The organism is Allobosea sp. RAF48, assembly GCF_052114025.1.
Taxonomy (GTDB): domain Bacteria; phylum Pseudomonadota; class Alphaproteobacteria; order Rhizobiales; family Beijerinckiaceae; genus Allobosea.
In genome coordinates, this window is record NZ_JBFRDZ010000001.1 from 1 (window position 1) to 24,971 (window position 24,971).

Annotated in this window: 37 protein-coding genes and 1 pseudogene; 24 read left to right on the forward strand and 14 right to left on the reverse strand. The window is 62.8% G+C overall.

The window, feature by feature from the left end:
- Positions 1-22 precede the first annotated feature (22 nt).
- A complete protein-coding gene (locus AB4Z10_RS00005) occupies positions 23-238 on the reverse strand; it encodes a hypothetical protein (protein WP_441468311.1) in 216 nt (71 codons plus the stop codon).
- A 59-nt stretch (positions 239-297) separates the two neighbouring features.
- Between AB4Z10_RS00005 and AB4Z10_RS00010 the strand changes: the two genes are divergently transcribed.
- Positions 298-549, forward strand: coding sequence for a hypothetical protein (locus tag AB4Z10_RS00010; protein ID WP_441468312.1), 252 nt, complete (start codon positions 298-300; stop codon positions 547-549).
- Positions 550-673: 124 nt separating this feature from the next.
- On the opposite strand, the gene AB4Z10_RS00015 is transcribed toward AB4Z10_RS00010, so the two are convergent.
- Both AB4Z10_RS00015 and ku (AB4Z10_RS00020) read right to left on the reverse strand, forming a co-directional pair.
- Entirely contained in the window at positions 674-865 is a 192-nt protein-coding gene (locus tag AB4Z10_RS00015) for a hypothetical protein (protein ID WP_441468313.1), read from the reverse strand.
- Positions 866-881: 16 nt separating this feature from the next.
- Positions 882-1,640 (reverse strand): non-homologous end joining protein Ku, encoded by a 759-nt coding sequence (gene ku / locus AB4Z10_RS00020; protein ID WP_441468949.1) that lies wholly within the window; start codon positions 1,638-1,640, stop codon positions 882-884.
- Positions 1,641-1,762: 122 nt separating this feature from the next.
- On the opposite strand from ku (AB4Z10_RS00020), the gene ku (AB4Z10_RS00025) reads away from it, so the two are divergent.
- The 4 genes from ku (AB4Z10_RS00025) (at position 1,763) to AB4Z10_RS00040 (ending at position 4,088) form a co-directional block, all read left to right on the forward strand.
- Positions 1,763-2,563 carry a non-homologous end joining protein Ku gene (ku, locus tag AB4Z10_RS00025; RefSeq protein WP_441468314.1) on the forward strand — a complete coding sequence of 267 codons (801 nt, stop codon included), beginning with the start codon at positions 1,763-1,765 and terminating at the stop codon, positions 2,561-2,563.
- 81 nt (positions 2,564-2,644) lie between these two features.
- Positions 2,645-2,944, forward strand: a complete 300-nt coding sequence (locus AB4Z10_RS00030; RefSeq protein WP_441468315.1) for a hypothetical protein — start codon at positions 2,645-2,647, stop codon at positions 2,942-2,944.
- A gap of 15 nt (positions 2,945-2,959) precedes the next feature.
- Positions 2,960-3,496, forward strand: a complete 537-nt coding sequence (locus tag AB4Z10_RS00035) for a hypothetical protein (RefSeq protein WP_441468316.1) — start codon at positions 2,960-2,962, stop codon at positions 3,494-3,496.
- 88 nt (positions 3,497-3,584) lie between these two features.
- Positions 3,585-4,088 carry a YciE/YciF ferroxidase family protein gene (locus tag AB4Z10_RS00040; protein ID WP_441468317.1) on the forward strand — a complete coding sequence of 168 codons (504 nt, stop codon included), beginning with the start codon at positions 3,585-3,587 and terminating at the stop codon, positions 4,086-4,088.
- Between the two features lie 105 nt (positions 4,089-4,193).
- Here the strand turns inward: AB4Z10_RS00040 and AB4Z10_RS00045 are convergent, their stop codons facing one another.
- Positions 4,194-4,439, reverse strand: coding sequence for a hypothetical protein (locus AB4Z10_RS00045; RefSeq protein ID WP_441468318.1), 246 nt, complete (start codon positions 4,437-4,439; stop codon positions 4,194-4,196).
- Positions 4,440-5,475: 1,036 nt separating this feature from the next.
- Here AB4Z10_RS00045 and AB4Z10_RS00050 point away from each other — a divergent pair.
- The gene (locus AB4Z10_RS00050; RefSeq protein WP_441468319.1) at positions 5,476-5,997 is read left to right on the forward strand and encodes a hypothetical protein; all 522 of its coding nucleotides are present in this window, start codon (positions 5,476-5,478) and stop codon (positions 5,995-5,997) included.
- Positions 5,998-6,257: 260 nt separating this feature from the next.
- Here AB4Z10_RS00050 and AB4Z10_RS00055 read toward each other — a convergent pair whose 3' ends face one another.
- Complete coding sequence (locus tag AB4Z10_RS00055) at positions 6,258-6,578, reverse strand: hypothetical protein (protein ID WP_441468320.1); 321 nt, start codon at positions 6,576-6,578, stop codon at positions 6,258-6,260.
- Positions 6,571-7,086, reverse strand: coding sequence for a peptidoglycan-binding domain-containing protein (locus AB4Z10_RS00060; protein ID WP_441468321.1), 516 nt, complete (start codon positions 7,084-7,086; stop codon positions 6,571-6,573). Before AB4Z10_RS00060 ends, AB4Z10_RS00055 begins: the two co-directional genes overlap by 8 nt.
- Positions 7,087-7,161: 75 nt before the next feature.
- Here AB4Z10_RS00060 and AB4Z10_RS00065 point away from each other — a divergent pair, with 75 nt between their 5' ends.
- Entirely contained in the window at positions 7,162-8,232 is a 1,071-nt protein-coding gene (locus tag AB4Z10_RS00065) for an acyltransferase family protein (protein ID WP_441468322.1), read from the forward strand.
- Between the two features lie 161 nt (positions 8,233-8,393).
- Entirely contained in the window at positions 8,394-8,591 is a 198-nt protein-coding gene (locus AB4Z10_RS00070; RefSeq protein WP_441468323.1) for an SGNH/GDSL hydrolase family protein, read from the forward strand.
- Between the two features lie 2 nt (positions 8,592-8,593).
- On the opposite strand, the gene AB4Z10_RS00075 is transcribed toward AB4Z10_RS00070, so the two are convergent.
- Together AB4Z10_RS00075 and AB4Z10_RS00080 are read right to left on the reverse strand one after the other, a co-directional pair.
- A complete protein-coding gene (locus AB4Z10_RS00075) occupies positions 8,594-8,989 on the reverse strand; it encodes an SGNH/GDSL hydrolase family protein (protein ID WP_441468324.1) in 396 nt (131 codons plus the stop codon).
- 163 nt (positions 8,990-9,152) lie between these two features.
- Entirely contained in the window at positions 9,153-9,485 is a 333-nt protein-coding gene (locus tag AB4Z10_RS00080) for a hypothetical protein (protein WP_441468325.1), read from the reverse strand.
- Positions 9,486-9,866: 381 nt separating this feature from the next.
- Here AB4Z10_RS00080 and AB4Z10_RS00085 point away from each other — a divergent pair, with 381 nt between their 5' ends.
- The 4 genes from AB4Z10_RS00085 to AB4Z10_RS00100 all read left to right on the forward strand — a co-directional run bounded on the left by AB4Z10_RS00085 (position 9,867) and on the right by AB4Z10_RS00100 (position 11,853).
- The gene (locus AB4Z10_RS00085) at positions 9,867-10,640 is read left to right on the forward strand and encodes a hypothetical protein (protein ID WP_441468326.1); all 774 of its coding nucleotides are present in this window, start codon (positions 9,867-9,869) and stop codon (positions 10,638-10,640) included.
- A gap of 28 nt (positions 10,641-10,668) precedes the next feature.
- Positions 10,669-10,965: a hypothetical protein gene (locus AB4Z10_RS00090; RefSeq protein WP_441468327.1), complete on the forward strand. Its 297-nt coding sequence runs from the start codon at positions 10,669-10,671 to the stop codon at positions 10,963-10,965.
- Between the two features lie 231 nt (positions 10,966-11,196).
- Positions 11,197-11,421: a hypothetical protein gene (locus AB4Z10_RS00095; RefSeq protein WP_441468328.1), complete on the forward strand. Its 225-nt coding sequence runs from the start codon at positions 11,197-11,199 to the stop codon at positions 11,419-11,421.
- Between the two features lie 204 nt (positions 11,422-11,625).
- Complete coding sequence (locus tag AB4Z10_RS00100) at positions 11,626-11,853, forward strand: hypothetical protein (RefSeq protein ID WP_441468329.1); 228 nt, start codon at positions 11,626-11,628, stop codon at positions 11,851-11,853.
- A gap of 368 nt (positions 11,854-12,221) precedes the next feature.
- Here the strand turns inward: AB4Z10_RS00100 and AB4Z10_RS00105 are convergent.
- Together AB4Z10_RS00105 and AB4Z10_RS00110 are read right to left on the reverse strand one after the other, a co-directional pair.
- Positions 12,222-12,458 (reverse strand): annotated as a pseudogene (locus tag AB4Z10_RS00105) (SOS response-associated peptidase); the annotation flags it as partial.
- A gap of 454 nt (positions 12,459-12,912) precedes the next feature.
- Positions 12,913-14,145 (reverse strand): class I SAM-dependent methyltransferase, encoded by a 1,233-nt coding sequence (locus AB4Z10_RS00110; protein WP_441468950.1) that lies wholly within the window; start codon positions 14,143-14,145, stop codon positions 12,913-12,915.
- 53 nt (positions 14,146-14,198) lie between these two features.
- Between AB4Z10_RS00110 and AB4Z10_RS00115 the strand changes: the two genes are divergently transcribed.
- The 4 genes from AB4Z10_RS00115 to AB4Z10_RS00130 all read left to right on the forward strand — a co-directional run bounded on the left by AB4Z10_RS00115 (position 14,199) and on the right by AB4Z10_RS00130 (position 15,956).
- Positions 14,199-14,576: a DUF7696 family protein gene (locus AB4Z10_RS00115; RefSeq protein ID WP_441468330.1), complete on the forward strand. Its 378-nt coding sequence runs from the start codon at positions 14,199-14,201 to the stop codon at positions 14,574-14,576.
- Between the two features lie 170 nt (positions 14,577-14,746).
- Entirely contained in the window at positions 14,747-14,959 is a 213-nt protein-coding gene (locus tag AB4Z10_RS00120) for a hypothetical protein (RefSeq protein WP_441468331.1), read from the forward strand.
- A gap of 437 nt (positions 14,960-15,396) precedes the next feature.
- Positions 15,397-15,606 (forward strand): cold-shock protein, encoded by a 210-nt coding sequence (locus AB4Z10_RS00125; protein WP_441468332.1) that lies wholly within the window; start codon positions 15,397-15,399, stop codon positions 15,604-15,606.
- A gap of 116 nt (positions 15,607-15,722) precedes the next feature.
- Positions 15,723-15,956, forward strand: a complete 234-nt coding sequence (locus AB4Z10_RS00130) for a hypothetical protein (protein WP_441468333.1) — start codon at positions 15,723-15,725, stop codon at positions 15,954-15,956.
- 715 nt (positions 15,957-16,671) lie between these two features.
- Here AB4Z10_RS00130 and AB4Z10_RS00135 read toward each other — a convergent pair.
- Positions 16,672-17,166, reverse strand: a complete 495-nt coding sequence (locus tag AB4Z10_RS00135; RefSeq protein WP_441468334.1) for an outer membrane protein assembly factor BamE — start codon at positions 17,164-17,166, stop codon at positions 16,672-16,674.
- Positions 17,167-17,301: 135 nt separating this feature from the next.
- On the opposite strand from AB4Z10_RS00135, the gene AB4Z10_RS00140 reads away from it, so the two are divergent.
- The 7 genes from AB4Z10_RS00140 to sugE all read left to right on the forward strand — a co-directional run bounded on the left by AB4Z10_RS00140 (position 17,302) and on the right by sugE (position 22,058).
- Positions 17,302-17,847, forward strand: a complete 546-nt coding sequence (locus AB4Z10_RS00140) for a ubiquinol-cytochrome C chaperone family protein (RefSeq protein WP_441468335.1) — start codon at positions 17,302-17,304, stop codon at positions 17,845-17,847.
- Complete coding sequence (locus AB4Z10_RS00145; protein ID WP_441468336.1) at positions 17,837-18,388, forward strand: YceD family protein; 552 nt, start codon at positions 17,837-17,839, stop codon at positions 18,386-18,388. The genes AB4Z10_RS00140 and AB4Z10_RS00145 overlap by 11 nt, the downstream gene beginning before the upstream one ends.
- Positions 18,389-18,502: 114 nt before the next feature.
- A complete protein-coding gene (gene plsX / locus AB4Z10_RS00150; protein ID WP_441468337.1) occupies positions 18,503-19,561 on the forward strand; it encodes a phosphate acyltransferase PlsX in 1,059 nt (352 codons plus the stop codon).
- Between the two features lie 12 nt (positions 19,562-19,573).
- Entirely contained in the window at positions 19,574-20,551 is a 978-nt protein-coding gene (locus AB4Z10_RS00155) for a beta-ketoacyl-ACP synthase III (protein ID WP_441468338.1), read from the forward strand.
- Between the two features lie 189 nt (positions 20,552-20,740).
- The gene (locus AB4Z10_RS00160; RefSeq protein ID WP_055726295.1) at positions 20,741-21,055 is read left to right on the forward strand and encodes an integration host factor subunit alpha; all 315 of its coding nucleotides are present in this window, start codon (positions 20,741-20,743) and stop codon (positions 21,053-21,055) included.
- Entirely contained in the window at positions 21,052-21,582 is a 531-nt protein-coding gene (locus AB4Z10_RS00165; RefSeq protein ID WP_441468339.1) for a MerR family transcriptional regulator, read from the forward strand. The genes AB4Z10_RS00160 and AB4Z10_RS00165 overlap by 4 nt, the downstream gene beginning before the upstream one ends.
- A 158-nt stretch (positions 21,583-21,740) precedes the next feature.
- A complete protein-coding gene (gene sugE, locus AB4Z10_RS00170; protein ID WP_441468340.1) occupies positions 21,741-22,058 on the forward strand; it encodes a quaternary ammonium compound efflux SMR transporter SugE in 318 nt (105 codons plus the stop codon).
- A gap of 9 nt (positions 22,059-22,067) precedes the next feature.
- Here the strand turns inward: sugE and AB4Z10_RS00175 are convergent, their stop codons facing one another.
- The 3 genes from AB4Z10_RS00175 to AB4Z10_RS00185 form a co-directional block, all read right to left on the reverse strand.
- Positions 22,068-22,235: a hypothetical protein gene (locus AB4Z10_RS00175; RefSeq protein ID WP_441468341.1), complete on the reverse strand. Its 168-nt coding sequence runs from the start codon at positions 22,233-22,235 to the stop codon at positions 22,068-22,070.
- 70 nt (positions 22,236-22,305) lie between these two features.
- Positions 22,306-23,268 (reverse strand): LysR family transcriptional regulator, encoded by a 963-nt coding sequence (locus AB4Z10_RS00180; protein WP_441468342.1) that lies wholly within the window; start codon positions 23,266-23,268, stop codon positions 22,306-22,308.
- 46 nt (positions 23,269-23,314) lie between these two features.
- On the reverse strand, positions 23,315-23,740 hold the full coding sequence (locus tag AB4Z10_RS00185) for a DoxX family protein (RefSeq protein ID WP_441468343.1): 426 nt from the start codon (positions 23,738-23,740) through the stop codon (positions 23,315-23,317).
- Positions 23,741-23,931: 191 nt separating this feature from the next.
- Here AB4Z10_RS00185 and AB4Z10_RS00190 point away from each other — a divergent pair, with 191 nt between their 5' ends.
- Positions 23,932-24,864: a ring-cleaving dioxygenase gene (locus AB4Z10_RS00190; RefSeq protein WP_441468344.1), complete on the forward strand. Its 933-nt coding sequence runs from the start codon at positions 23,932-23,934 to the stop codon at positions 24,862-24,864.
- Positions 24,865-24,971 lie beyond the last annotated feature (107 nt).

Sequence of the window (24,971 nt, forward strand, 5' to 3'; positions counted from 1 at the left end):
GGTCGTTCGGCTGTTTCATTGGTCATTCGGGTTCGCGAACAGGCCGCGCTCCCTGTGAGAACAGCCCGCGCAGATACCCGCGCGAGACGGAACGATCGGCGTCGGCGAGCAGAACGTTGAAATCGTGCAGAACTGCCCGTAGCGCGGCCCGCTCGCTGCCGTGCTCAGCAACCAGATCGTTGATTTCGCACTCGATTTCGTTCGCGAAGTCGGTTTCTGGTGCGGGTTCGGGCGACATGGCTTGCGTCCTCGGGTATGAGAACATTATGAGAACAAACCGCGCCTAGGAGTCAAGCCATGAACGTCGACACCTTCTTCCTTCAGCCCTTCAAGACGCATCGGAAGAAGCTCGTCCCGGCTCAGCGCGTCCCGGCGAAAACCAAGCATCACGCGCTGAACGAAGGGGAGCGGTTGGGCCGGACGGCAGAGGGCGTCGCCGTCGTCCATGTGGTCGCGGATGATGAGACCGGCGAAGTCGCGTCGATCGACGTTCTCGCCCGTCACGGGGTCATCCCGGAGGAGTTCGAAGAGCAGATCAGGGCGCTATGAGACACCAAGTCTCACGCTTCGCCGGACCTACATCGGCCATCCACGCCCTGAGGATGACGACAAGTTCTGGACCGTCGTTCACCAACGGGCCCCGGTCGGTGTCGTCGTTCAAGAGCGCGGTCGGTCAGACGAACCGCCGCATTGGGGTTGGGTTATCCACATTCACGCGGGCAAGCACGCCAACGGCATCAGAGCCCACATGGCAGTCGAGGGAGAAGCCGCAACCCGTCAGGCGTGCCTTCCGGCCTTTCGCAAAGCCTTTGAGCGCTACATGATCTTCATCGGCGAAGAAGGGTGGGCCGCCCATGTCGAGCACATGAGGCGGATCGGTACTACCGGAGAGACCAAGGCATACTGACCTTCGGCGGCTCGACCTTCTTCTGGGACTTGATAGTCTTGCCGGCGAGCTTCGCCTTCACCAGTTCGGCGACCGCAGCCTCGTAGCGGTCATCGAAGGTTGAGGGGTCGAACGTTCCCCGTTTGGTGTCGATGATGTGCTTGGCGAGATCCAGCATCTCCTTCTGAATCTTCAGCTTGGGGATGCCGTCGAAGGCGTCCGATGCCGAGCGCACCTCATAGTCGAAGTTGAGAGTATGGGCGACGAGGCCGAGCCCCTGGACCCGGATCAGCAGTGCGCGATAGCGGCGGAACAGCACAGCGTGCGCGAGTGCGCCGACCTTGCTGGCCCGAAGCGCTTCCCTGATCACGGCGAAGGCATCATCGGCAATCTTGCCGTCCGGCGCCAGGTAATAGGGCTTGTCGAAATAGATCGTGTCGATGTCGACACAGGGGATGAACGCGGCGACGGCAAGGGTTTTGTTGCTCTCTGGAACCGCCTTGGCGATTTCCTCGGGCTCAATCTCGACGTAGCGGTCTTTGTCGATCTCGAAGCCCTTGATCTGGTGTTCGCGGTCGACCGGCTCATCCGTGACCGGATCGACGAATTCGCGCCGCACCCGATGGCCGGTATCGCGATTGATCATGTGGAACGAAATGCGCTCCGACGTGCTGGCCCCGGTATAGAGCGCGACCGGGCAGCTGATCTCGCCAAACTTCAGATAGCCTTTCCAGTTCGCCCGCGCCGCGACCATGACACTCACCCATACGCAACAACACGATTCAATGCCGGGCCGCCGCGCATGTTCCCGCCTCGCGGAACGGATTCGTTCGCCCGGCATTGAGTCCGTAGCTTCGTTGCCGGAGTTGCGTTGTCATGGCCGAACGAACCTATTGGAAGGGCTATCTCAAACTGTCGCTGGTGACCTGCCCGGTCGCGATGTCGCCGGCGACATCCGAAAGCGAGAAAGTCCGGTTCCACACACTGAACCGCGAAACCGGCAACCGGATCGTCAGCCGCTACGTTGACTCCGAGAGCGGCAAACCCGTCGAACCCGATCACCAGGCCAAGGGCTATGAAGCCGAAGCCGGCCGTTTCGTCGTCATCGAAGATGAGGAGCTTGAAGCGGTGCGGCTCGACACCGTCCGCACGATCGACATCGACAAGTTCGTGCCGCGCGACTCGATTCCGTGGCTCTATCTCGATAGTCCCCGCTACCTCGTTCAGGACTGCGATGTCGGCGAAGAAGCCTTCTCGGTGATCCGCGACGCTATGACCGCGTCCAAGATGGTCGGCATCTCACGCGTGGTTTTGTATCGCCGGGAGCGCGCGGTCATGCTCGAAGCCCGCGACCGCGGTATTGTGCTCTGGACGCTGCGCTACGGTGACGAGGTCCGCGATGAGAAGGCGTATTTCTCCAGTATTGAGCAGGAGAAGCCTGAGCCCGAACTGCTCGATCTGGCGCAGAAATTCATCAAGTCGAAGACCGCGGACTGGTCGCCGGAGATGGTCAAGGATCCGGTGCAGGAACACCTGCTTAAGCTGATCGCGTCGAAGAAGCGCCGGAAGGGCGCGCGGGTTTCTGCTACTCGCGAGGACGGACGGCCGGCCAATGTCGTCAACCTCTTCGACGCTCTGAAGAAGAGCCTCCAGGCTGACAAGTCGCTTCGGAGCTGAATTCGGACGGAACAGAATCGGCGCTCACCTCGTTCGAAGAGCATTCCGTGGGTCATTCCACGAATTTCGAGGTGTCCAGACATGAAGAAGATCTTGCTCGCGTCGCTGATCGCGGCGACGACCTCCTTTGGTGCGCTCGCTCAGACCGCTACCACTTCGCCAGTACCGTCACCGAAGGGTGATGCGGACAAGAATGCTCCGCTACCTGGCGCGAATAGCTTCACAGAAGGCCAGGCCAAGAGCCGTCTCGAGGCCAACGGCTATTCGCAGGTCGGCCCGCTCACCAAGGACGCCAATGGCGTCTGGAAAGGTAGCGCCACCCACGCCGGATCCAAGGTGAATGTGACCGTCGACTACCGCGGCAACATCACCCGCCAGTAATTTCGGAGAACCTACATGACCCAGACTCTCACGCGTTCCTACGACAGCTACGAGACCGCCCGTACGGTGGTGGAGGCCCTCGAAGCCGGCGGAGTGAGCTCAGCCGACATCAGCGTGGTCGGCCGGCACGCCAAGGCCGACGACAGCAATGCCGGTGAAGGCGCCGGGATCGGCGCGGCGCTCGGCGGGGCGGCTGGCCTGCTCGCGGGCATCGGATTGCTTGCCATTCCCGGGATCGGCCCGGTGGTGGCGGCGGGCTGGCTCGCCTCCACGGCCGCGGGTGCCGCGGCTGGTGGCGTGGCCGGCGGCATCGTCGGGGCCCTGACCAGCGCGGGACACAGCGAAGAAGATGCGCACTACTACGCCGAAACGGTTCGGCGCGGAGGCACAGTGGTTTCGGTACGGGTTGCTGACGAGCACGTTCCTGTGGTCGAGGCTATCCTCGACGGGGCCACGCCGATCGACCGGGATGCCCGCCTTGCCGAATACCGCGCGGCCGGCTGGAATCGGTTCGATGAAACGGCGGCTCCCCACCGTTCCACGGTGATCTGAACAAGGCTGGCCGACCCTCCTGGGAGGGACGGCCAGTCCGCATGAGCGACCAAGCGCTGGGGGATTTTCATACCAGATGGAGAGCGGCATGGGTTGGTTTTCCAAGGATATCGCCACGCTAGACGACCTCTTCGTTCATACCTTGCGGGACGTCTATTACGCCGAGAACCAGATCAAAAAGGCGCTGCCGGATATGGTCGAGAAGGCGACAAGCCCTGAGCTCAAGCGCGGCTTCGAAACGCATCTGCGCGAGACCGAGGGCCAAATCACGCGCCTGAAGGAAGTCTTCCGCCTGCACGGCGTCGAGGAGAAGGGCGTCACCTGTCCCGCGATCGACGGCATCCTCGAAGAGGCCAACGATATCGCGGGTGAGGTCGAGGACAAGCAGGTCCTTGATGCCGCGCTGATTGCAGCAGCCCAGGCGGTCGAACACTACGAGATTACGCGCTATGGCACACTTGTGGCCTGGGCGAAGCAGCTCGGTCGAAACGACTGCGCGTCGCTCCTGAAACAGAACCTCGACGAGGAAGACACCACCGATAAGAAGCTCTCGAAGCTCGCGAACGAGAATATCAACCGCAGGGCTGCTTGACTGTCCGCGCCCTCGCCTTTGTGGCGAGGGCGCCTCTCATCGCCGCAGGCCTGTCGCACATGCTTGGCAATCGTCAGGCGTCGCATTCAAAGCCTTCTTGAGGCATCAGTTCCTCGCGGCCATTACACCGAAAACCAGGCCGGCTAAGGCGGCCCACCCCAACGCTCGAAGGGGGCGTTGCCTTATTTCGTCCTCAAGCAATTGTTGGAGTTCGCTGCCGCGATCCCGCAAAGCTTCAACCATTTCATCGGTATGGATACCGACATTCTGAAGCTCCGATTGAGCTGCTGATGTCGCCAGGCCGGCGACCTCATCGGGTTGCGGCGGTGCTGCTGTCTGCTCCTTGGCCATTGATTTTTCTCCCGAGCTGCAGGCGCTTCTGCTCCGGGTGAGCGGTCCTCAAGCGCAAACGGGCATCGGAATGGATGGTGCACTCCCGCTCGGCGCGGCGTTGGCTGCTCAGGTAGCCAGCGCGAGTGGGTTTCGCATGGGCCTTACGCTCGCGACGATCTGGCTTAGCGGCGGCGCGGAACCGCTTCATCCATCGGCCGTTCATCTCCGGAAGGCCACTTTGGCCAGCACCGTGACGAACCCAAGGGGAGCAACCATGAACCGGCGAGGTTTCCTGAGTGCCCTGATAGGCGGAACCCTTACGAGCGCGGTGGCGGGGACTGCGTATGCGCAGTATTACGTGCCCTCCGAGCCTCCACCCCGTGAGTGGGACGACCGCAGGGACCGCTACGACCGCTACCGTAGGGATCGCTACGAACGTGAGCGGGAATGGGAGAGGGAGCGGAGGCGCCGCTATTATAATCGTCGCTGGCAGGACGACGAAGATGATGATGGCTGATCGGGGCGCCAATAGGTCACTTGCGAGAACCTGCGGAGTTTGCTGTGTTGTGCGGCGTGGAGCAATAAAGGCCCCGCCAGCCTGAGCTGACGGGGCCGATATCATGCGGCGGCAGATTGCCGGTATCGCTCGATGGCCCGCCGTGTCAGGTCATCTTCGTCTTCGTCGACATGCACCAAGGCCGCCAAGATGTAAGCCAGCCGAATACGCTCTTGCTCCTCACACGCGTGGGGAATGATCGATCTGACTTCGTCCCAAGCGGAATCCAAGGCCCCCTGCGCCCGGGCGAGATCAACGGGGTCACTAAGCGATGAGAACGGCATAGATCCCACCTCCGTAAGGATATACCGGACGGGGAAAATTAGCGCGCTGGTACGACATGGCAATGTCAAATCTTAAGCCCAGCCCCCTTTCGGAGGCCAGGCCGGGAACGTCGGCTCCCGACCCGTTGCGGACGCTCGCTGTCTTGTTGATTTGACACGCATCCTGGCAGTGAAATAGCCGTCGGACCTTGATCGTTCGACAGGCTTGGCGTTCATGACGAAATTACTCGCGGCAGCCTTTGCCATGTGTCTGTGGGCTGGTTGCCCCGTTATTGCCGATGTCGTCAATCTCGATGATTTTATTGGCGGAATCGAAAAGGCCGATAGCGAGACTGTGTGCAGAACATCCGCGCCCATGTCCGCCCTTTGGAAAGATGTACGCAATCGGTATGTTCCCGATCCGGGTGCGTCTCCCTCCGCGAGAGTGCAACTTCCCGCGCCCTTCGTGAGAGCATTCGGGAAGGCCGAAGTAGAAAATCGTGACGTTGCCGGCTATCGACGGATCCGTATCCCGCTACGAGGAATCTATCGCGGTCTTCGGACCGAACAACTGACCTTCGACATGGGTATCGAGAACGGGATAAGCGTCGTCTCAATTTTATTTGCTGCTTCAAGGCGAGAGGTTGAAAATGTCCTCGGAACAGATCTTGCTCGTGCAACCCCAACGTCGTTTGGAGAAGTAACGATTGTTAACCGCGGCGAGGCTGCTGAATTGGTTTGCGACCTCTCAACTTAGATCGATTTCGATCAGGAATCGCTCGCATAGGGGCCTTCCTTGGGACTTCTGCCGCACATTCAAGTAGCTCAGTCGGCTCGGTTCCCGATGTTACCTGTCGACCCGTTGCCGACGTTTCGAGCGTCCACTTATGGGGCCGACGCTGGCGATTCCAAATCCCCTCGACATCTCGAAAGCCGATCAACCAGTGGAGGAATATCTACGGAGCCCCTCGTCAGTTCGTCGGCCGCCGGCCAGTGCGCCTCCCGCCCCCGGGCCCGCTAACTCAGGTTGTTGCCCCAGATCATGACCGACAGGGAGAAGGTGATGAGGCCGATGACCGCCAGGATGAACGCGTGACGTCGGATTCCCGCGTCGCTGTGGTTCAAGCCGGTTAGCAGCGTTGCAACCGACCAGAGGCCCGTGAATGCCAGCAGCATCAGGGTGTAGACTGGGCCGGAGAGGTCATAACCGCCCCCTCCGATCGACGGATGTTCCGAAGAGCCGGGGCTGAGGCTCCAAACCAGCACGCCCACGACCACCGCGAAGCCGGCAATCCACGCATAGAATGCCCTGTCTTTCAATTGGTCCTCCTCAGCCATCCGACGGCCCGAAAGTAGATCGAGCCTTTTCGCTTGGCCCGATCTCAACCCAATTCGGAAGTTGGCGCGAACGCAAGCCGCCACCCCGAAGGATGACGGCGCCCACCGGGACCATGCCGGCGCCGACCTCGCGCCGCGCCGTCGCCAGACCATAGGCCAGCGTCTTGTCTCGACCGTCGCCGGTCCTCGTGAAGCCGTCGAGGATGCCCTCGATGCCCTTGACCTGACCGGAGGACAGCGACGTGCCGAACATCGGCGCCTTGCCCGATCGCAGGAAGGCGAAGAACTTTGAACGGTCGATGTCTACGGCCGGCATCGATTGCGGCTTGACCGCGATAGCCGCCATCAGCGCGGCCTCGGTCCTTGGCCCGACGATGCCGTCGACATGCAGGCCGTGCGAAATCTGGAAGGCCTTAACGACGGCCTTCGTCTTCGGGCCGGCGACGCCATCAACAACAAGCGAATAGCCGAGCGCGACCAGCGCCCGCTGCACTGCGGTCGTGTCCATGAAATGCTCCAGGCAAAGAAAAGCCGCCCGGAGGCGGCGTTGGTCGATTGGGTGGGAATGTGCTAAGCGGCCGGGATGCAGGGCCGCCTAGAGAATGTCCAAGCGCTGCGAGGCTTCGCAGCACTAGCCGTCGTCGTGGCCCATCTCGGCGGGCTCTATGCCGTCGACCCCTCTATCCCGAAGATTGAGGTGAGGGCCGGGGTTGCGGGCGTCGATATCTTCTTCGTGCTCAGCGGATTCATCATCGCCTGGATCACGCGCGACGAGGGTTGGTCGGCCAACCCGAGCTTTATCGCTAACCGCTTCTGGCGCGTGTTCCCGCTCTATTGGCTCCTGACGCTGCCCGAGCTGCCGTGGGCTTCCATCATCGCCTATGCGCGCGACGGCTATCTGTTCCCGAACTGGGACTACTATCTGAAATCGGCGCTGCTTATCCCTGCCTTCTCGCCCGGCAGCACGCTCCTTTATCCCGCTCTGAACCCGGGCTGGACGCTATTCTACGAGCTCGCGTTCTATCTGATCTGGTTTGGGCTCATGGTAGGCTCGCGCCGGCAATTGCTCGTTCGGCTGACCGCCGCCCTGCTGGCCCTCTATGCTTCCGGTTGGGTTGCGGCCGAGGAGTCTCCGTGGCGCGCTTTCGCAACGAATTCAGTCCTGTTTGAATTCGCCTTTGGCGTGGCAATCGCCGAGATCACCCTTCGACGAACCCGAGCCTTGATGTCGGCCCCCGTGGCCGTGGCGGCGATCGCTGTGTCGATCCTGGCGATTATCGCGCTCGATCATTTCCTCGATACGAATTACCGCCTTTTGACATTCGGCGTCCCCGCGGCCGCCATCCTCCTGGCTACGCTCGATCTGCAGCGGGCCGGAAAGATCGCCCCTCGCCTCCTATGCTTCATCGGCGATGCCAGCTATGCGATCTATCTCGCTCAGGCCGGCATGATCGCGGCCATCACTAAGCTTCTGGCGCCAACTTCACTGGTGTGGCCCTTGAAGCTGATGCTGATCGCCGGCTCGGCCGTCGCCGTCGGGGTCATCCTGCACTGGGCTTTCGAAAGACCGATCATGGATTGGCGGAAGCGCGTCAGGCGGGGAAGTAGAGTTCCTTCAGAGCCTGACGCGTCCCCGCAAAAGTCGCCCGCTTGATCGCCTTCAAGGACTTCCCGTATTGGGAAAGGCATTCTGTCGCGCTCAGAGCCGTGCTAGTGCCTCTCGGATGAGCGCACGGATTCCCGCGATTGATGGCCTGAGAGGCATCGCAATTCTACTGGTCATCTACCAGCACTTGTTCGCCAGTGCGGCTATGGATGGCGTGCGATCGCGCCTCGGCGACGAAGGCCGGCGGCGAGTGGGTCGACCTGACGCCGGTGCTTATCGACAAGTTTGGCCTGCTTGAGAACGAGAAGACCTATGACGGCATCCACCTGAACGCGGCGGGGTATCGCGCTTGGGTCGAGGTTATCAGGCCGCTTGTCGTGAAGAGCGGCCCCGCTGCTGGCCAGTGACTCTACCCGACGAGCGGCTTCAACGCGCTGACGATGTTCGGCACATGGTACTGCAAAAGCGCCGACAGTGTCGGGTGCACGCCATCCGGCATGTCAGTATAGTTGGCGGCAGGCCACCCCGAGCGGTTGTTGATCAGCCCAACACCCTCTAGGCTCGCCGCCGTCGCGTATTGAGCATAGTAAGAGGCGAGGTTCGGTCGGTCATCAAGCACGGGATTGGTGGTCACCAGAAAGACCGCCATCGGCGGGGCAGCCGTTTTGACCGCCTGCACGATCGCCCGAGTGTTGGCGAGGCTGGTTTCCAGAGACATCGCGTTTCCAGCGAAGCCGTCGTTGATCGCAAATTCGATCAGGGCCGCCTTGGCTCGGGTATTGATGACTCGCTGCACATTAGCCAAGCCCCAAGCCGAGTCGTGCTGGATTCGCCCAGGCTGTACATCCGAACCAACTTGCTGGCACCTGCCTGTAAGCGGTTCTGCACCTGAGGCTGCCACTCTCTAGAAACCTCGCTTGTGGTCAGGCTTGTCCCGAAGCATGCGACGTCGAAGACGCTAAGCGACATCAGTTATACTCGTCCCGGAGATCCTTCCAGCCGTGCGTGTACAAGTTGAGGAAAGCGTTCGTGCCACCATCGCCCGTGTAGATCTGCCGTGAGGCATTGGTGGTGACGTCGATCGTAAATCCGAATTGCGCTTGCCCCCCGACAGGGCGGTGGGACACGACAAAGGGGAACGTCAGGGTGGGGACGCCGCAGTCCGGGTCCCACGCGACGATCGCGCCAACTGAATCACCGGCGGTCATGAAAGCCAGACGGGCCTGGACCTTGATGCCTGCGGGAACGGACAAAGTCCGCAGGCCGATGGCCCCATGAGCTGCCGAGGCGATGTCATTCACAGGCGTCGTTAGTTGGAAGTGGTTGCCGAATTGCCGGAACCCCCTCGACTTGTCGTCGCGAGTAAAATGCGCCGCCTCCGGACATTGGCGCCTGCCCGCATGCAGTCGCAATCGGGCAGGCGATGGGGCCGAAACGTTCGACGAGAACGGCCTGAAGCGACGAGAGACCTATTGACCGCCAGGCCCCGCCCCCGCCCCGAGGGCACGCGCCGTGGCTGAGATGCTCGCCGACGCCCGGAGCCGATCTGGCGGAAAAGGCCAAATGACATGGCCTCGCCGCTTTATCCACGGCGTCGCACCATCCGACCTCCACGGATGGAGCATCGACCACCAATCCCGGTGCGACGGGCGGTCCTCGCGGGGCCGCCCGCTTTCGCCGGATTGACGCAGCGCGACGTCACGCTCCATGAATACGCGCACCGGGTGGCGCTGGAGGGTGAAGTGAGGCTTCTTCTCGCATTGGCGGTCGTGCTTGCGGCATGCGGTCCGGCTGCGGCTGAGAAAGTCCAGGCCGGCAAGCGCGGCGGGTTCTGGTGCGCCGATATTAATGACTTCGAGAAGACGCTGAAGGGCGAATACAAGAATGCCCTCGCGGCGGTCGGCCCTTCTTGCAAGATCATCGATGCGAACGCGACAGTCGAGGCGGATTCGACGGACAAGGGTGGTCGTCTCTTGTACGGCCTTGGCCGGTTTGATGGGAAAACCGCCGTGCCATTCGTGCTCTACCAGGACGATGTCGCTGCCCCGGCGCCGGCACCAGCAACGCCGGCCCGGGCACCTGCCTCGCCTCCCGAAGGGGCCGAGAAACGCACCTATAAGCGTGTCAGCCCGAGAGACGTGCGCAATGCGCCGGACAAATGGCAGGGGCGCGATATCGAATTTGCGAATGTTCAGGTCTATTGGACTGACGATGATGACGTTCGGATCACCGCCAACACCAATGTCATGCTGCTCGCGCGGAGCGTCAGCTCAACCGATGCCCGTTTCCTGCGCAGCGAGTGCAAGACCGAGTTGGAGGCCAGCATGCGCAAATGCCGGGTCACGGCGCGCTTCCGGTTAGATCGCTACAGCGAGGACAAACCAGTCGGGATTTTGAAGCGGACCGTCCTGGTCGCGCGTGACGTCGAGCTGATCCGGGCCGGGAAAAAGCGCTAACCCTCGGAGCGAGTGCTGGCTTGTCGCCATGCTGAAACATGCGACACTTCCAACGAATGTCGGCTTTGTCCTCATTCCAAACTCCAAAGCTGTGTTTCGTTACTCGCTCTGGACACAGAGTCTGCAAGAACTCCGAAATCACGCGCAAGTGAGCTGGTTCGACAATGAACCTCTTCCTCCGCCCGATATGCGCGAAAACCCCTTTCTCGGGCATCTGAACGAGCAGATCGACCACACCGTTCGAGAGGGGTACGATCTGCGTCAGATCGCTCTGTCTGAAATCGCAGAGCGAAAAAGCTGGCAGGCGGAGCTAGCTGTCGATTAGACTGCTCGGAATACTCCTGCGCCGGCCGAATGTCCTTCTGATCACCGCGTCTTCGGGAATAGCCCGAGCTCGGCCGTGCTCCAGGTAAGTGCTACTCGAAATAGTCGATACCAGCCCGCCCGGTACTCTGGCTCCGGCCGTCGACGACCGCCAGCAAGCGGCAACAAGCCCGCCTTTGACTCCGAGGACGCCAGCAGTGGATTGTCACACCTTCGGAACGGGAGAAAACCCATGGCTGAAAGCAATGAGCTTCCCGCAGTTCGGGTAGCCGGATTCCAAGTCTTCCGAGGGCCGGACGCCATCGCAGTTCGCTTCGAATTGATGACAGCGCCGGGCACCAAGGAGTCGGTCACCATCGCACTGACACCGACTGGGGCGCAGGAGTTGGCCAAGCAGCTCGCGCAGGAATCTACTGCCGGAACCACGGGAACAACGCCCGACACCTCGCGCCAGTAGCCACAGCTCCAGTCGAAGTCGTCGATCCCCTTGCGGCCGGCGCCCTGGCGCGGCTTGCTGAGAAGGGCCACCGCTCAAAGGAAGGCCGGCCTTATCGTCTGGCAACCATCCGGGCGCAGGGGAGTAAGGCTCCCGTAAGGACGAGCCCCCATAAACTCCCTCAGCAAGTCCGTTAAACGCAATGCTTTGCGAGGGAGCCTGATCATGAGCGATGACGGCGACAAATCTGTTCCGCTGAACGATGCCGAACTCGACGCCGTTGCGGGAGCCGGCAGCAGGGCCCGGACCACCATCAGCACCTTTAGCATGGTGGGCGGAGCTTTTGTGAAGTTGGCAGGATCGGTGCTTGGAAACGAAGGCATGACCCAACATGGTCGGGAAATGATTGCAGAGGCATCAGCCCGCTTGACCGCGCCCGCCAAAAAAACCTGACGTAGTGAGACTCGTCGGCGTCTGCCGGCTAGCACGGTTTCGCTAGAGGGGACGGCCGCTAGATCGGGCCGCGGCAGCCTCAAAAGCCTCTCTCGCATCAGAGACCGGCAGCTGATCTTTCATCGCAGCCATGCAGGTGGCGACAGCGAGGCGCCAGGCTGTTCGCCGCCTTGCTCGTTCCAACTGAGCAGGAATTCTGCGGCACGCTCGACGTTGGCGACGGCATACCTCACCCCCGCATTCTCGGCCGCGATGTAAACCGGAGGCGTGAACCAGTCGAGCGGCATGCCGCGACTACGCGCTTCGCGGCGAGGATTCCGACAGATCAAGGAGGCCTGCGCCGGCCGCTCAACCTCCGGGTCTCCGCCGTCCATTTTCACACCGCTGGCGACGATGTTCAGCGAGCCATCCGGCAAAGGTCGCTGCGGCGCCCACGCCTGTTCCCACGGCGCCGTCATCCAGGTTTCGCACTCCTCCGGCGTCGTGAGGATGACCGACATCGCCTTGGGATGGATGGCCTTCACCTCGGCATTCGGATCGGTGGTGAGGAAGGCATAGAGATCGGCCGTTACATCGCCCTCCTTCACCTTCCGCACGCTCCTCCACTGCGCGTGCCGGCGAAAACCAAGCACCACGTGCTCAATGAGGGCGAGCGGCTTGGACGGACGACCGAAGGCTTGGCGGTCGTGCATGTGGTCGCGGATGATGAGACAGGCGAAGTCGCGTCGATCGATGTCCTCGCCCGACACGGCGACATTCCGGAGGAGTTCGAAGAGCAGATCAGAGCACGATGAGACCGAACCTCACGCTGCGCCGAACCTACAATGGCCACCCCAGTCCAGCCGACGACGACAGGTTCTGGGGGGTGGATTGCGACGGCAATTACGTCGGCTCCCTCGTCCAGCACTGAGGCCGCTCAGACGAGCCTTCAGAGTGGCAATGGGCCATCCACATGCATGCCGGCCGCTTCGGCAATGGCGCTCGGCGGGTCACTGCGGTTAGCGGACGAGCCCAAAGCCGAGAAGCGGCCCTGCCAGACATCCGCCAAGCCATGGAACGCTATCTTGAGTCCGCGGACTGCTGCTCCCCTCGGCGCAAGCGAGCCTTCTGATGTTCCATGTAGTCGCGCGTTAATGGCACAGCGTCCTGCCGCCTGGCGATCTGCAGTTGGAAAACCACAACATCCTGATGCTCGAAAGCGGCCTGGCTCATCGCCAGGTAGAATTCCCACATGCGGCAGAAGCGCTCGTCATACAGAGCCGCAGCCTCCGCCCTGCGACTCATGAAGCGCTCGCGCCAAGCCTGCAGTGTCTTGGCATAGTGAAGTCGCAGCACCTCAACATCGGTGACGATCAATCCGGCTTTCTCCACCACGGGCACGATTTCCGACAGGGCGGGCAGATACCCGCCTGGGAAGATGTAGCGATTGAGCCAGGGATTGGGATGGTTCGGCCCGTCCGAACAGCCGATGGTGTGAAGCAGCATCACGCCGTCTTCCCGTAGCAGCCGGTGGCAGTTTTCGAAAAACGTTGCGAAGAAGCGCGGGCCGATATGCTCGAACATGCCGACGGAGACAATGCGGTCGAATTCGCCATTCACGTCGCGGTAGTCTTGCAAGGCGAAGCGTGCCCGCTCGCCAGCTCCAGCCTCTTGCGCCCTGCGATTTGCGACTTCGAGCTGCTCGCGCGAAAGCGTTACCCCGAGAGCTTCGCGGGCTTGCGCGACCTCGGTGAGGTAGAGGCAAAGCCCACCCCAGCCGCAGCCGATATCGAGCACGCGATGCTGCGGTTCGATCAGGAGCTTGGCGGCAACATGGCGCTTTTTGGCTAGCTGCGCGGCGTCCGGCGTCTCGAAATAGGCACAGGAATACTGCCAGTCCTGATCGAGGAAGAGCGCATAGAGCCTGTCGTCGAGATCGTAGTGATGGGCGACATTCTCGCGCGACCGGCTTCGGGTGTTGCGTGTCGTCAGATGCCGCAGCAGGAAGCGGCCCCGATCGAGCGCGCCTTCCCACCACCCCGGCGGCTGCTCGCGCGCGCCGGCCAATATCAAGGCGAGGAAGCCGTGAACCGAACCTTCTTCCACGCAAAGGCGCCCATCCATGAACAGCTCTCCAAGCTTCATTTCTGGGTCGGCCAGGAAAGCCACGATCGCGCGGGCATCCATGAAACGGATCGCAACCGGATCGCCGCTGCCGTCCCCGCATCTGAAGCTCCTGCCGTCTGGTCCGGTCACCTTCAATGTGCCGCGCGAGACCAGTTGGGAGAGGACGGAGCGAAGTATAGAATACATTATTGGATCCTGAGCGTCCGCATCAGCGCAAGGAGCATGCACGGCGCCGAACGATGCTATGGCAACTCCCTAACCTGCGCGATAGCGTCGCGGACGGCCAGACCATTTCGGACAGCACGCGAGTCTGCACGGCCGGCGCACGCCCTTCCCGCCTGTTCTCCATCCTCTCCGGCCGCGAGGTGTCCACGTGGCCCGAGCAATGGAAGCACGAGTGTGAAATCCGCTACTTCGCTGGCATGAAGTTCGGCGACTGCAACGAAGCTCTGCACGGCGTGAAGGATGGCCTGCGCGGCATCACGAGCACCGCTCGGCTCGTTGTCGATGACCAGCTACAATATCGGCCCGGAACTCAACCTGCCGTTCAGCGCGGAGGGCGTCGCCGACCTTCCTCAGGATGTGCCAGCGGACCAAACGAACGACTGATCGGTTGAGGAACGCAATATGGGCAAGGAAGCAGGCTCCAATGCCAGGATCAGCTCGAAAATTGAGTCGAGTCCCCGGATTTCATCAACTTGTCCCAGGTCGTTAGGGAGAAGTTCGAGGCCCTGCCGACGGAGGTGAACTTCTTCCGGATGCTGGGGGTCAAAGCGCAGGCACTCTCATGCCTGTCATCGATCTGACCAACGCGATCTTCAAGAATCTGAGGCTGTCCGACTACCACAAGGAGATGTTCGTCCTGCTCGTGGCCGGCGAGATCGAGCCGGAAACGGCACGCGGATTGTTCGAGTCACGGGCTGAAAAGCACGATCTTCTCGCGCCCGATGTCGCTGCGTTCATCGGCTGCCGAAGGGAAGGTTCACGCGGCCGTGCCTGATAAGGTGCCCGGCGCCGCCTAGCGGCCCGGGCCATTCGTCAAGCCCGGAAACGACTTCGCACCGGGCGGCTGTGGACTGGGCGTTTGCCGTTGGACTTGTGCTTGGCTTCTGGGCAGCCAGATAGCGTTGTCCGCCTCGAAGCGCCTGCTGATACCGATCTGAAGCGGCTGAGCATTGATATAATTTTCTCCGAATAAAATCCTCGACAAGGATAATTTAAACCGTTACCCTTGAAAGAAAAATTCGATCATTTGATAATTATCTTGCATTGATCGGCGATCTGGGGTAGGAATTTTTCTATCGAGATTGCTTGGACGGCCGTTGTTATTTTCGCGCTTTGGCGCGGCTCTGATAAACTCCCCCCTTTCGAAATCGTTCTGAACTCGTCGAACATTCTGTCGGCGAGCGACAGGTCTTGCCAAAAGGAGGGTTTCTCATGACCACCGGCACAGTGAAATGGTTTAATTCCACCAAGGGGTTCGGCTTCATTCAGCCTGATGACGGCGGCCAGGATGTGTTCGTGCACATCTCCGCTGTCGAACGCGCTGGAATGCGGGACCTGCAGGAAGGCCAGAAACTTGGATTTGAGGTCGCACGCGACAACAAGTCAGGCAAGATGGCCGCGGAACAGCTCCAGACTGCGTGATTTGGCAATGGTCGCCGCTGACCACGGATGTACTGGCACCAGCGACTACAGCCACTCTAAAGGCCGGGCATTCGCTCGGCCTTTTTGCATTCCATCTGGATCCGAACGGAAACCATGTGATCGAACTCTCGAAGCAGCGCTTGGCCGCTGACAACCAATTCTTGAAGATCCAAACCCGATCGATTTCTCACGCCAGAATCGTCTCCGAAACGGAGAGGCTGATCCAGCAGCGGGCAGACAACATGCTCAGGCAGCGTGGCCTGCGATTGGCCAAGGAGGCTTCCGACAGGCAGGCAGCACTCGCGGCGCAGGTCAGCATGAAAGCGCGGCGGAGGCCCGGCTTCAAGTAGCACCCGACTACGCTCGCCGATCTGAAAATTAAGAGCCCGCCGACGGCCTGAATCGCGATGGCAAAGTGTTTCGCGATCGTCCGTCTTGGCTGTGGGTGGCGAACCACTTCGCTTCAGTCACTGGCCGGCGAAGCTCATATGGCGCCCTCTTGTCGTCCTCGGAAGCATAGTCGAGCACGACGTATTGGGGCCCCGGTGCGCCATCCCGCTGAGCTATGCTCTCGCGGTTCACGAAGTGATCAGCCCGTACGACCTCTCCGGCATCGGTTTGTCGCATATATTCCGGAAAAGAACGCCCGGCAGCACTTCGACATAATTGCCTCGCAAGCCGGCGCGGCGCTGCCCCGCCCACGACCGCTTTGCGGCTGCCATTTTGCCTCAAGCTTTGACGCGGACTGACATCGTCGGATTGGAATCATTTTCTCCGGCTCACCACCAGCGTGCTACTGAACACTTCACACCCTGACGTCGTATAAGGTTCGAATCCTCTCTCCGGCCATAAAACCCCTGATTTTCAGCAGCTTGCAGGACGCCCCCATTCTGTGCGGCGACCGCAGCTGCGCGTTGACGGAGCCGGCTTTGTTCGCTTCTCGCCGAATCCCGCGCTCCGCCGGACCCGAATGGGCCCCTCCTCGGAATCCAGCGTTCCGGCCATAACGAAAAACCCCGCGACCAAGGCCGCGGGGTTTTTCGTGTTTGGAAGCGAAGACCGAACTCAGCTGCCGAGCGGGTTGAACTTGGTAACGCCGCGGAAGAGGTTCYGCAGGAAGCTCTGCTCCTCGCCGCCGGTCGCGGTCGTGCGGCTGATGAAGTCGAAGATCACGCCGTCCTGCAGGCCATAGCGAGCGATGCGCTCCACCTTGAAGCCCTTGTTGAAGTAGATCACCAGCACCTGCTGGTCGATGACCTGCGGATCCTGGAACTGGAAGCGACGCCGCATCGTTTGGCTGATGTAGTAGAAGGTGCGGTTGCCGACGGTCGAGGTCGTCGAAGGCGTGCCGAGGATTTGCAGCACCGACTGGACGTCCATGCCCGGCTTGATCTGCGCGACCAGCCCGTCATCCATCACGAAGCCGCGGGTGAAGGTATCGTTCATGCCGGTCGAGGTGGGCAGCACGAAGCCGCCCGCATCGGGCCCGCAGCCGGCAAGCAAAAGGGAAGAGGTCGCGAGGGCTCCGAGCAGAGCCGTGCGGCGGGTGATGTGGGTCATGCGGGCACGATCCAAGGCAGCACGGCTCGGGAAAACCCCAAGCCGCTTGTCAAAAGGGTGAGGGTTGGCGTAACGCCCGAGGATGGCTTTGGCAAGGCGAGGACGCCCGCATGAATGGCGGGCGGAGGCAAACAGGTGATTTTCGGGTTGTTTGGCAAGCGCGCCCAGCGGCGTGCACCTGTGGATGCGTTGTTCGGGCGCGTCGCCGAAGCGTCGCGCCAGCCTGGCCTGTATCTGGCAGGCGGCATTCCCGACAGCTTCGAGGGCCGTTTCGAATCGCTCGCCCTGCATGTCCTGCTGGTGCTGCGGCGCCTGCGCGAGCTGCCGCCCCCGGCCTCCGAGCTGGCGCAGGAGCTGGTCGACGCCTGCTTCTCCTATCTCGAACTGGGCTTCCGCAATGGCGGCGTCAGCGACATCGCGGTGCCGAAGCGGATGAAAAAGATCGGGCAGATGTTCTATGGCCGCGTCCAGGCCTATGAGGCGGCCCTGGCTGCTCCTGGGGTCGATGCCCTCGCCGAAGTCTTGCGGCGCAATGCCTGCTCGCCGGAGGACGCCCCGTACCTCGCCGCCTATGTCCGCGAGGCGCAGGCAGCCCTCGCGCGCTTCGATCTAACCGCGATTCTCGAGCGCGATACCTTGTTCCCGGCCTTTCCCCATGAGGAGGCTCGCCATGACGCCTGAGCACGCGCCAGCTTCGCCACTGCGCCATCCCATCCGCGTCGAGACGATCCGCCAGCGCGGTACCGAGGTCATGGTCCGAGCCGAGCCGGAGCAGGTCGCCCCGATCGCGCGGCTGCTCGGTCTTGCCTCGCTCGAATCCCTGGAAGCACGCTACCTGCTCTCGCGCAACGGCGACCGGGTGAAGCTCGAAGGCCGGATTGCAGCACGGCTGCATCAGGCCTGCGTCGTCACTCTCGATCCCTTCCCGGTCCAGCTCGACGTCCCGGTGAAGCTCGACTTCGTGCCCGAGGCAGAGGCTGCTGAGCACCGCGCAGAACGGGACGATGCCGAAATCGACATCGAGGTGCTGCTCAACGAGGACGATCCGCCCGAGCCGTTCGTCGACGGCATCATCGACCTGGGCAGCGTCACGCTCGAATTCCTGGCACTGGCGCTCGATTCCTATCCGCGCAAGCCGGGCGTGAGCTTCGAGGCGCCCGCCGGCGAGGCCGGTGCGGAATCGCCTTTTGCTGCCCTCGCGAAACTGAAACGCGGTGACTGAAACGCTCACTGGCCCTTGCGCTTCTTGCGGCATCCGTCCAAGTCGCTATTGTCCGGCCGGCTGTGAGCCGCCCCGGATCGAAGGTCGGCCATTTCCGGGATACGCCAGAACTCCATGACAAGACCGGTTACAATCGCGCTCGATGCGATGGGCGGGGACCACGGCCCCTCCGTCGTCATTCCCGGCGCTGCACTGATGCTGGAGCGCCGCCCGGACGCCCGCTTCGTGATCTTCGGCGATGAGAAGCAGGTGCTGCCGCTGATCGAGCAGCATCCGAAGCTCAAGGCGGTGACGACGTTCCATCACACCGAGGTCTCGGTGAAGATGGATGACAAGCCGAGCCAGGCGCTGCGCTACGGCCGCTACAAATCCTCGATGTGGCGGGCGATCGATGCGACCAAGACCGGCGAGGCCGATGTCACTGTCTCGGCCGGCAATACCGGCGCGCTGATGGCGATGTCGAAGTTCTGCCTGAAGTCGATGCCACAGGTCGATCGGCCGGCGATCGCGGCACTGTGGCCGACCCTGCGCGGGGAGAGCATCGTGCTCGATGTCGGGGCCACCATCGGCGCCGATGCACGCCATCTCGTCGATCTCGCGGTGATGGGTGCGGCGATGGCCCGCGTCGTCTTCGATCTCGACCGGCCAACCGTCGGCCTGCTCAATGTCGGCGTCGAGGAGATCAAGGGCGTCGAGGCGGTGAAGGAGGCCGGCCGCATTCTGCGCGAGAGCAACCTGCCGCACCTCTCCTATCACGGCTTCGTCGAGGGCGACGATCTCGGCAAGGGCACGGTCGACGTCGTGGTCACGGAAGGCTTCACCGGCAATATCGCGCTGAAGACCGCCGAGGGCACCGCCCGGCAGATCGCCTCATACCTGCGCGCGGCGATGAACCGCTCGCTCATGGCCAAGATCGGGTATATCTTTGCGCGCGGCGCCTTTGCAGCCTTGCGCGAAAAGCTCGATCCGCGCAAATCGAACGGCGGCGTCTTTCTGGGGCTCGAAGGCATCGTCATCAAGAGCCATGGCGGCACTGACGCCATCGGCTTCGCCAGCGCCGCCGAACTCGGCTATGAGATGGCGCGAGAAGATCTGATGGCGAAGGTCCGCGAGATGGTCGCCGCAAGCACGCGCCCCGAGCTGCCCGCCGCGCAGCCGGCCGACGCCGAATAGGGAACGGTTTCCTTGTCCATTCTGCGCTCACAAGTCGTCGGCTGCGGCTCCTATTTGCCCGCCCGCGTCGTCACCAATGCCGAGCTCGCCGAACAAGTCGACACCAGCGACGAGTGGATCGTCCAGCGTACCGGCATCCGCCAGCGCCACATCGCCGCCGATGACGAGCCGACATCGGTCATCGGTCTCAAGGCCGCGCAGGCAGCGATCACTGACGCCGGCATCGACCCGTCCGAGATCGACCTGATCATCGTGGCGACGGCCACGCCGGACCACACCTTTCCGGCGACCGCCACCCAGATCCAGGCGGCGCTCGGTATCCATGGCGGCGCGGCTTTCGACGTGCAGGCCGTCTGCTCGGGCTTCGTCTTCGCGCTGGCGACGGCCGACAAGTTCCTGACGACGGGCGGAGCCAGGGCCGCGCTCGTGATCGGCGCCGAGACCTTCTCGCGCATTCTCGACTGGGAAGACCGCGCCACCTGCGTGCTGTTCGGCGACGGTGCCGGCGCCGTGGTGCTCAAGGCGGTGCCCGGCGAAGGCACCCTCGCCGACCGCGGCATCCTGACGACCCATATCCGCTCGGACGGGCGCTACAAGGACAAGCTCTATGTCGATGGCGGCGCGGGCTCGACCAAGACGGTCGGATTCCTGCGCATGGAAGGCAAGGAAGTCTTCCGACACGCGGTGACCAATCTCGCCGAGACCGTGCGCCATACCTTCGCGCAGACGGGCCTTTCCGGCGCCGACATCGACTGGTTCGTGCCGCATCAGGCCAACCGGCGCATCATCGACGCCACGGCCGACAAGCTCGGCATCAGCCACGACCATGTCGTCGTCACCGTCGACCGCCACGGCAATACCTCCGCGGCCTCGATCCCGCTGGCGCTGGCGGAGGCGCATGCCGACGGCCGGATCAAGCCGGGCCAGCTCGTCCTCATCGAGGCGATGGGCGGCGGCTTCACCTGGGGCTCGGCCTTGATCCGCTGGTGACGCTGCGGCAGCAAATTCGCGGAAATTGTCAGATTTCATCGCCAATTTGGGTTGATTCAGGCCAAATCCGGCCCGGCAAGGCTGCTGGAGGATTGACCCGCGCGGCGCGGACGCCTAGCGTCCGCCATCCGTAATGGCGACAGGCCGGCGGTTGCCGCCGATGCCTGCAATACGCCTTGGAGGATATGAATGGCGGGGCAAACGGTCACTCGCGCGGATTTGTGCGAGGCTGTCTACCAAAAGATCGGCCTGTCGCGGACGGAGTCGTCGAAACTCGTCGAAGCCGTGCTCGACGAGATCTGCGATGCCGTCGCGCGCGGCGAAAATGTGAAATTGTCCTCGTTCGGCTCCTTCGTCGTGCGAGACAAAGGCGAGCGAATCGGGCGTAATCCGAAAACGGGCGTTGAAGTGCCGATCGAGCCGCGTCGGGTCATGGTTTTCAAGCCCTCGAACGTGATGAAGGCCCGCATCAACGGGCAGAGTGGCGAGGGTGAGACTGAGTGAATCTGGAGTTCCACGCCGGCGAAACCGAGGCCGAATTGGACACCAAGAGCCCAGATGCCTTCCGAACCATCAGCGAGGTCGCCGAAGACCTCGACATTCCCCAACATGTGCTCCGTTTCTGGGAAACCCGCTTCAGCCAGATCAAGCCGCTGAAGCGCGGCGGCGGACGCCGCTACTACCGGCCTGACGACGTCGCCCTGCTCAAGGGCATCCGGCGCCTGCTCTACGGCGAAGGCTATACGATCAAGGGCCTCCAGCGCATCCTGAAGGAACAGGGGCCGCGCCATGTCCAGGCGATCGGCCGCGGCGCGCCCATCGGCGCCGCCAGCGGAGCGCTTGCTGCGGCCGCGACCGAGCCCCCGTCCGCCATGCCGCCTGACGAGGCGGCCGGCTGGGTGCCGCCGCGTGCGCAGGTCGTGCCGGAAGGGCTCGACGACATCACCGTGCTCACCGCGGTCATGAAGGAGCTCGGCGAGTGCCGACGCATCCTCGAGCGCGCCCTGGAGCCGGCCGCCGACGCTTCCTGAGCAGCACTTGCGATCCAGCCTGAGGCGTTTGCATTCGCGCAGGTGGAGCCGTCCTTGATCACAGCGCCACGAGCCATAGCTTCAAGGCCCGAGGACGACCTCGGACAACTCCCCTATCGGGCACGGACGACCGCGCCCCATCGTCAAGGAGCGCCGGAATGGCTTGGCTCTATCTCTTTGTCGCGGGCCTGTTCGAGGTCGGCTGGGCGATCGGCCTGAAATATACGCAAGGCTTCACCCGGCTGGTGCCGACACTGTTCACGGCGATCAGCATGATCGTCAGCCTCGGGCTTCTCGGCCTGGCATTGAAATCCCTGCCGGTCGGCACTGCCTATGCGGTCTGGACCGGCATCGGAACGATCGGAACGGCGATTCTCGGCATCGTCCTGCTCGGCGAGCCCGCGGCCGTCCTGCGGCTCCTCTGCATCGGCTTGATCGTGGCTGGAATCGTCGGGCTCAAGCTGGTTTCGCCGTGAGGGTCCAACTCAGCGTCGCCAGGCCTCCGGCCAGTAGCCGCCGCGGTCCAGCGCGACGATCAGGATGACGACCGCGAGCGCCACCACGATCGTCATCAGCTTCGCATTCCACGGCACGCCCCGGCCAATCAACCAGATCAGGCTCAAGCCGATGATGAGAGGGATCAGGATCTCCATGTCGGGATCGTAGCCCGCCCAGCGGTCGCGCGGCAATCGCCCACCGCTTTGAAGTGCCCTGCCCCTCCGATCAGGCGCCTGCCTCTGCAATCGGCTCCTTCGGCGGCGGATTGCGCCCGATCGGGAGTTCGCCCTCAATCAGCGGCCGCAGCTTCGCGACCTCGACCGCAAGAAAATCGAGGAACAGCCGGACCCTCGGCGTGTGTCGGAGATCCGGATGGGTGAGCAGCCACAGATCGGCCGAGAGGTCAGGATCGGGCGGCGCCAGCCGCGTCAAGCCCGGGCGGGTGTCGCCGATGAAACAGGGCAGGAAGCTGACACCGATGCCCGCCTCGACCGCTTCCGCGAGCCCCAGCACCGTGTTGAGCTTGTAGACCACGCGCTCGGGCGCAACGTGGCGGGCGAGATAGCGGACTGCGCTGAGCATGGTGAACTGCTCGCCGAGCGAGATCCAGCTGCGCTCCCACAGGCTCTCCACGCCCGGCAGCGCGGCATCGGAAAAATCCGCGGCACGGCCATAGAGCGCCCAGGCGATCCGGGCAGGCTTGCGGCCGATCAGTGTTTCCGGCGGGTTGTCGGTCGCGCGGATCGCGACATCGGCGTCGCGCTTGGACAGATTGGCCGCCTGATTGCCGATCAGCACGTCGAGGCGGATATCCGGGCATTGCCGGAGAAACTGCGCGAAGAGCGGCGTCAGCAGGTCGACCAACAGGGAATCGTTGGTGGCAACGCGCAACTCGCCGGCGGGCTTGATCTCCTGCCCGGCGAGCTTGCGGGCAAAGGCAGTGATGTCGTCGTCGACGCGCCCCGCAAGCTGGACCATCTCCTCGCCGGTCGGCGTCGCGACATAGCCGCTGCGGTGGCGCTCGAACAGCCTGACGCCAAGAGCCTCCTCGATCTGGCCGAGGCGGCGGAAGACGGTGGAGTGATTGACGCCGAGCGCTGCGGCGGCCGCCGGCAGCGCTCGTTTCTCGGCGATAGCCTTGATCAGGCGAAAATCATCCCAGGCCAAGGGTGTCGCGGATTGATTCATCCGCGCACTCTTGGCCAAGCTTTCGGTCCCAGCAAGTGCCGCTTGCTCAGGCAATGGCGGGCTTGGCCTGCCAATCGCTGCGGCCGGACTTCAGCGCCAGCGCGCCATCGCCGATCAGGGCATGAGCGAAGGCGGTGAGCGCCAGGAAAGCAGGGTATTCCCAACCACCATTCGGGGCATTGAAGACCCAGCCGTTCGGGGCGTGGACCGAGAGTGCGCCGAGCAGGATCGGGATCAGCGCCAGCGAGACATAACGGCCGTAGAAGCCGACGAGGATCGCGATGCCACCGAGAAGCTCCGCCAGCATGATCGGCCAGGCGAGGAAGGCGGGCAGGCCGACCTGGCCGAGGAAGCCGGTGAAGCCGGCGGGGGTGAAGATCACGAGCTTGAGATAGGCATGGGCGATGAACATCAGGCCGAGCGCGACGCGCAGGCCAAGAGCGCCATAGGGAGCAAGACGAGAGTCGATCATTGGTGCCTCCTGAAAACGGGACCGGTTGGTCTCGAGGCAGGATTTTGGACAAGCGTGTACGCAAATCAAATTGTAATTTGACGCATCGTACATTGCATCATTGCAATGACATCCCTCTGGCGCTTTTCCGCTTCCGGGCCAATCTTTCGGCCAACAGGGCAACGGCCCACAGTTCACGGAGGATCCAAGCCATGCAGATCAACGGCATTCACCACGTCACCGCCATCGCCGGTCCGGCCCGCCGCAATCTCGATTTCTACAATCGCGTGCTCGGCCTGCGCCTCGTCAAGAAGACGGTGAACTTCGACGATCCCGGCACCTATCATCTCTATTTCGGCGATGCCGATGCGGCGCCGGGCTCGATCCTGACCTTCTTCCCGTGGGAGCATGCCGCTCCCGGCCGGCTCGGCGTAGGCGAGACCCAGGAAACGGTCTTCCGGGTTCCCGAAGGCTCGATCGGCTTCTGGACGCACCGCTTCGTCGAGCTTGGCGTGCCGCATGAGGCTCCGGCCAAGCGCTTCGGCGAAAGCGTACTGAGCTTCCGCGATCCGGACGGGATGAGGCTCGCCCTCGTCGGTCTGCCCGGCGTCGAGAAGGAGCCCGCCTGGTCCGAAGGCGGCATCGCGCCGGAGAACGCCATCCGCGGCTTCCACAGCGTCAGCCTGCTGCTGGCCGATGCGGCCCCGACGGGAGCGATCCTGAGCGATGTCTTCGGCTTCACCGAAGCGGCCCGCGAAGGCACGCTGATCCGCTACAAGGCCAAGGGCACCGCGATCGGCGGCGTGGTCGACCTGCGCGTTGCGGGCGGCTTCCTGCCGGCCCGCCAGGGCGCCGGCTCGGTCCACCACATCGCCTTCCGTGCCGGCGACGATGCCGCGCAGGAGGAGATGGTGCGCCGTCTCGCCGAGAACCACGGCATCCAGACCACGGAGCAGCGCGACCGGAACTACTTCCGCTCCGTCTACTTCCGTGAGCCCGGCCATGTGTTGTTCGAGATCGCGACGGATGTCCCCGGCTTCGCGGTCGACGAGCCGCCCGCCGAGCTCGGCCGGGCACTGAAGCTGCCGGCGGGTCTCGAGGCCCATCGCAAGCAGATCGAGGCGGTGCTGCCGGAGCTTGCCTGACCACACTCTGTCGCCCGGCCATCACCGGCGGGCGGCAGCGGACCACGCGGGCCGGATGGACCGGCCGCACGCCGACCGTTCTGCCCGCCGCTTCGGGGGCAGAACGG

Bases quoted from the DNA above. Each gene is read 5' to 3' on its own strand.
- AB4Z10_RS00110 (WP_441468950.1), bottom strand. From the start codon at position 14,145: ATGTATTCTATACTTCGCTCCGTCCTCTCCCAACTGGTCTCGCGCGGC.
- ku (WP_441468949.1), bottom strand. From the start codon at position 1,640: ATGGTCGCGGCGCGGGCGAACTGGAAAGGCTATCTGAAGTTTGGCGAG.
- AB4Z10_RS00065 (WP_441468322.1), top strand. From the start codon at position 7,162: ATGCAGGGCCGCCTAGAGAATGTCCAAGCGCTGCGAGGCTTCGCAGCA.
- AB4Z10_RS00145 (WP_441468336.1), top strand. From the start codon at position 17,837: ATGACGCCTGAGCACGCGCCAGCTTCGCCACTGCGCCATCCCATCCGC.
- AB4Z10_RS00100 (WP_441468329.1), top strand. From the start codon at position 11,626: ATGAGCGATGACGGCGACAAATCTGTTCCGCTGAACGATGCCGAACTC.
- AB4Z10_RS00160 (WP_055726295.1), top strand. From the start codon at position 20,741: ATGGCGGGGCAAACGGTCACTCGCGCGGATTTGTGCGAGGCTGTCTAC.
- AB4Z10_RS00040 (WP_441468317.1), top strand. From the start codon at position 3,585: ATGGGTTGGTTTTCCAAGGATATCGCCACGCTAGACGACCTCTTCGTT.
- AB4Z10_RS00125 (WP_441468332.1), top strand. From the start codon at position 15,397: ATGACCACCGGCACAGTGAAATGGTTTAATTCCACCAAGGGGTTCGGC.
- AB4Z10_RS00055 (WP_441468320.1), bottom strand. From the start codon at position 6,578: ATGGCTGAGGAGGACCAATTGAAAGACAGGGCATTCTATGCGTGGATT.
- AB4Z10_RS00095 (WP_441468328.1), top strand. From the start codon at position 11,197: ATGGCTGAAAGCAATGAGCTTCCCGCAGTTCGGGTAGCCGGATTCCAA.
- AB4Z10_RS00030 (WP_441468315.1), top strand. From the start codon at position 2,645: ATGAAGAAGATCTTGCTCGCGTCGCTGATCGCGGCGACGACCTCCTTT.
- AB4Z10_RS00190 (WP_441468344.1), top strand. From the start codon at position 23,932: ATGCAGATCAACGGCATTCACCACGTCACCGCCATCGCCGGTCCGGCC.
- sugE (WP_441468340.1), top strand. From the start codon at position 21,741: ATGGCTTGGCTCTATCTCTTTGTCGCGGGCCTGTTCGAGGTCGGCTGG.
- plsX (WP_441468337.1), top strand. From the start codon at position 18,503: ATGACAAGACCGGTTACAATCGCGCTCGATGCGATGGGCGGGGACCAC.
- AB4Z10_RS00005 (WP_441468311.1), bottom strand. From the start codon at position 238: ATGTCGCCCGAACCCGCACCAGAAACCGACTTCGCGAACGAAATCGAG.
- AB4Z10_RS00035 (WP_441468316.1), top strand. From the start codon at position 2,960: ATGACCCAGACTCTCACGCGTTCCTACGACAGCTACGAGACCGCCCGT.
- AB4Z10_RS00010 (WP_441468312.1), top strand. From the start codon at position 298: ATGAACGTCGACACCTTCTTCCTTCAGCCCTTCAAGACGCATCGGAAG.
- AB4Z10_RS00070 (WP_441468323.1), top strand. From the start codon at position 8,394: ATGGCGTGCGATCGCGCCTCGGCGACGAAGGCCGGCGGCGAGTGGGTC.
- AB4Z10_RS00175 (WP_441468341.1), bottom strand. From the start codon at position 22,235: ATGGAGATCCTGATCCCTCTCATCATCGGCTTGAGCCTGATCTGGTTG.
- ku (WP_441468314.1), top strand. From the start codon at position 1,763: ATGGCCGAACGAACCTATTGGAAGGGCTATCTCAAACTGTCGCTGGTG.
- AB4Z10_RS00120 (WP_441468331.1), top strand. From the start codon at position 14,747: ATGCCTGTCATCGATCTGACCAACGCGATCTTCAAGAATCTGAGGCTG.
- AB4Z10_RS00060 (WP_441468321.1), bottom strand. From the start codon at position 7,086: ATGGACACGACCGCAGTGCAGCGGGCGCTGGTCGCGCTCGGCTATTCG.
- AB4Z10_RS00185 (WP_441468343.1), bottom strand. From the start codon at position 23,740: ATGATCGACTCTCGTCTTGCTCCCTATGGCGCTCTTGGCCTGCGCGTC.
- AB4Z10_RS00115 (WP_441468330.1), top strand. From the start codon at position 14,199: ATGCTATGGCAACTCCCTAACCTGCGCGATAGCGTCGCGGACGGCCAG.
- AB4Z10_RS00045 (WP_441468318.1), bottom strand. From the start codon at position 4,439: ATGGCCAAGGAGCAGACAGCAGCACCGCCGCAACCCGATGAGGTCGCC.
- AB4Z10_RS00090 (WP_441468327.1), top strand. From the start codon at position 10,669: ATGCTGAAACATGCGACACTTCCAACGAATGTCGGCTTTGTCCTCATT.
- AB4Z10_RS00050 (WP_441468319.1), top strand. From the start codon at position 5,476: ATGACGAAATTACTCGCGGCAGCCTTTGCCATGTGTCTGTGGGCTGGT.
- AB4Z10_RS00180 (WP_441468342.1), bottom strand. From the start codon at position 23,268: ATGAATCAATCCGCGACACCCTTGGCCTGGGATGATTTTCGCCTGATC.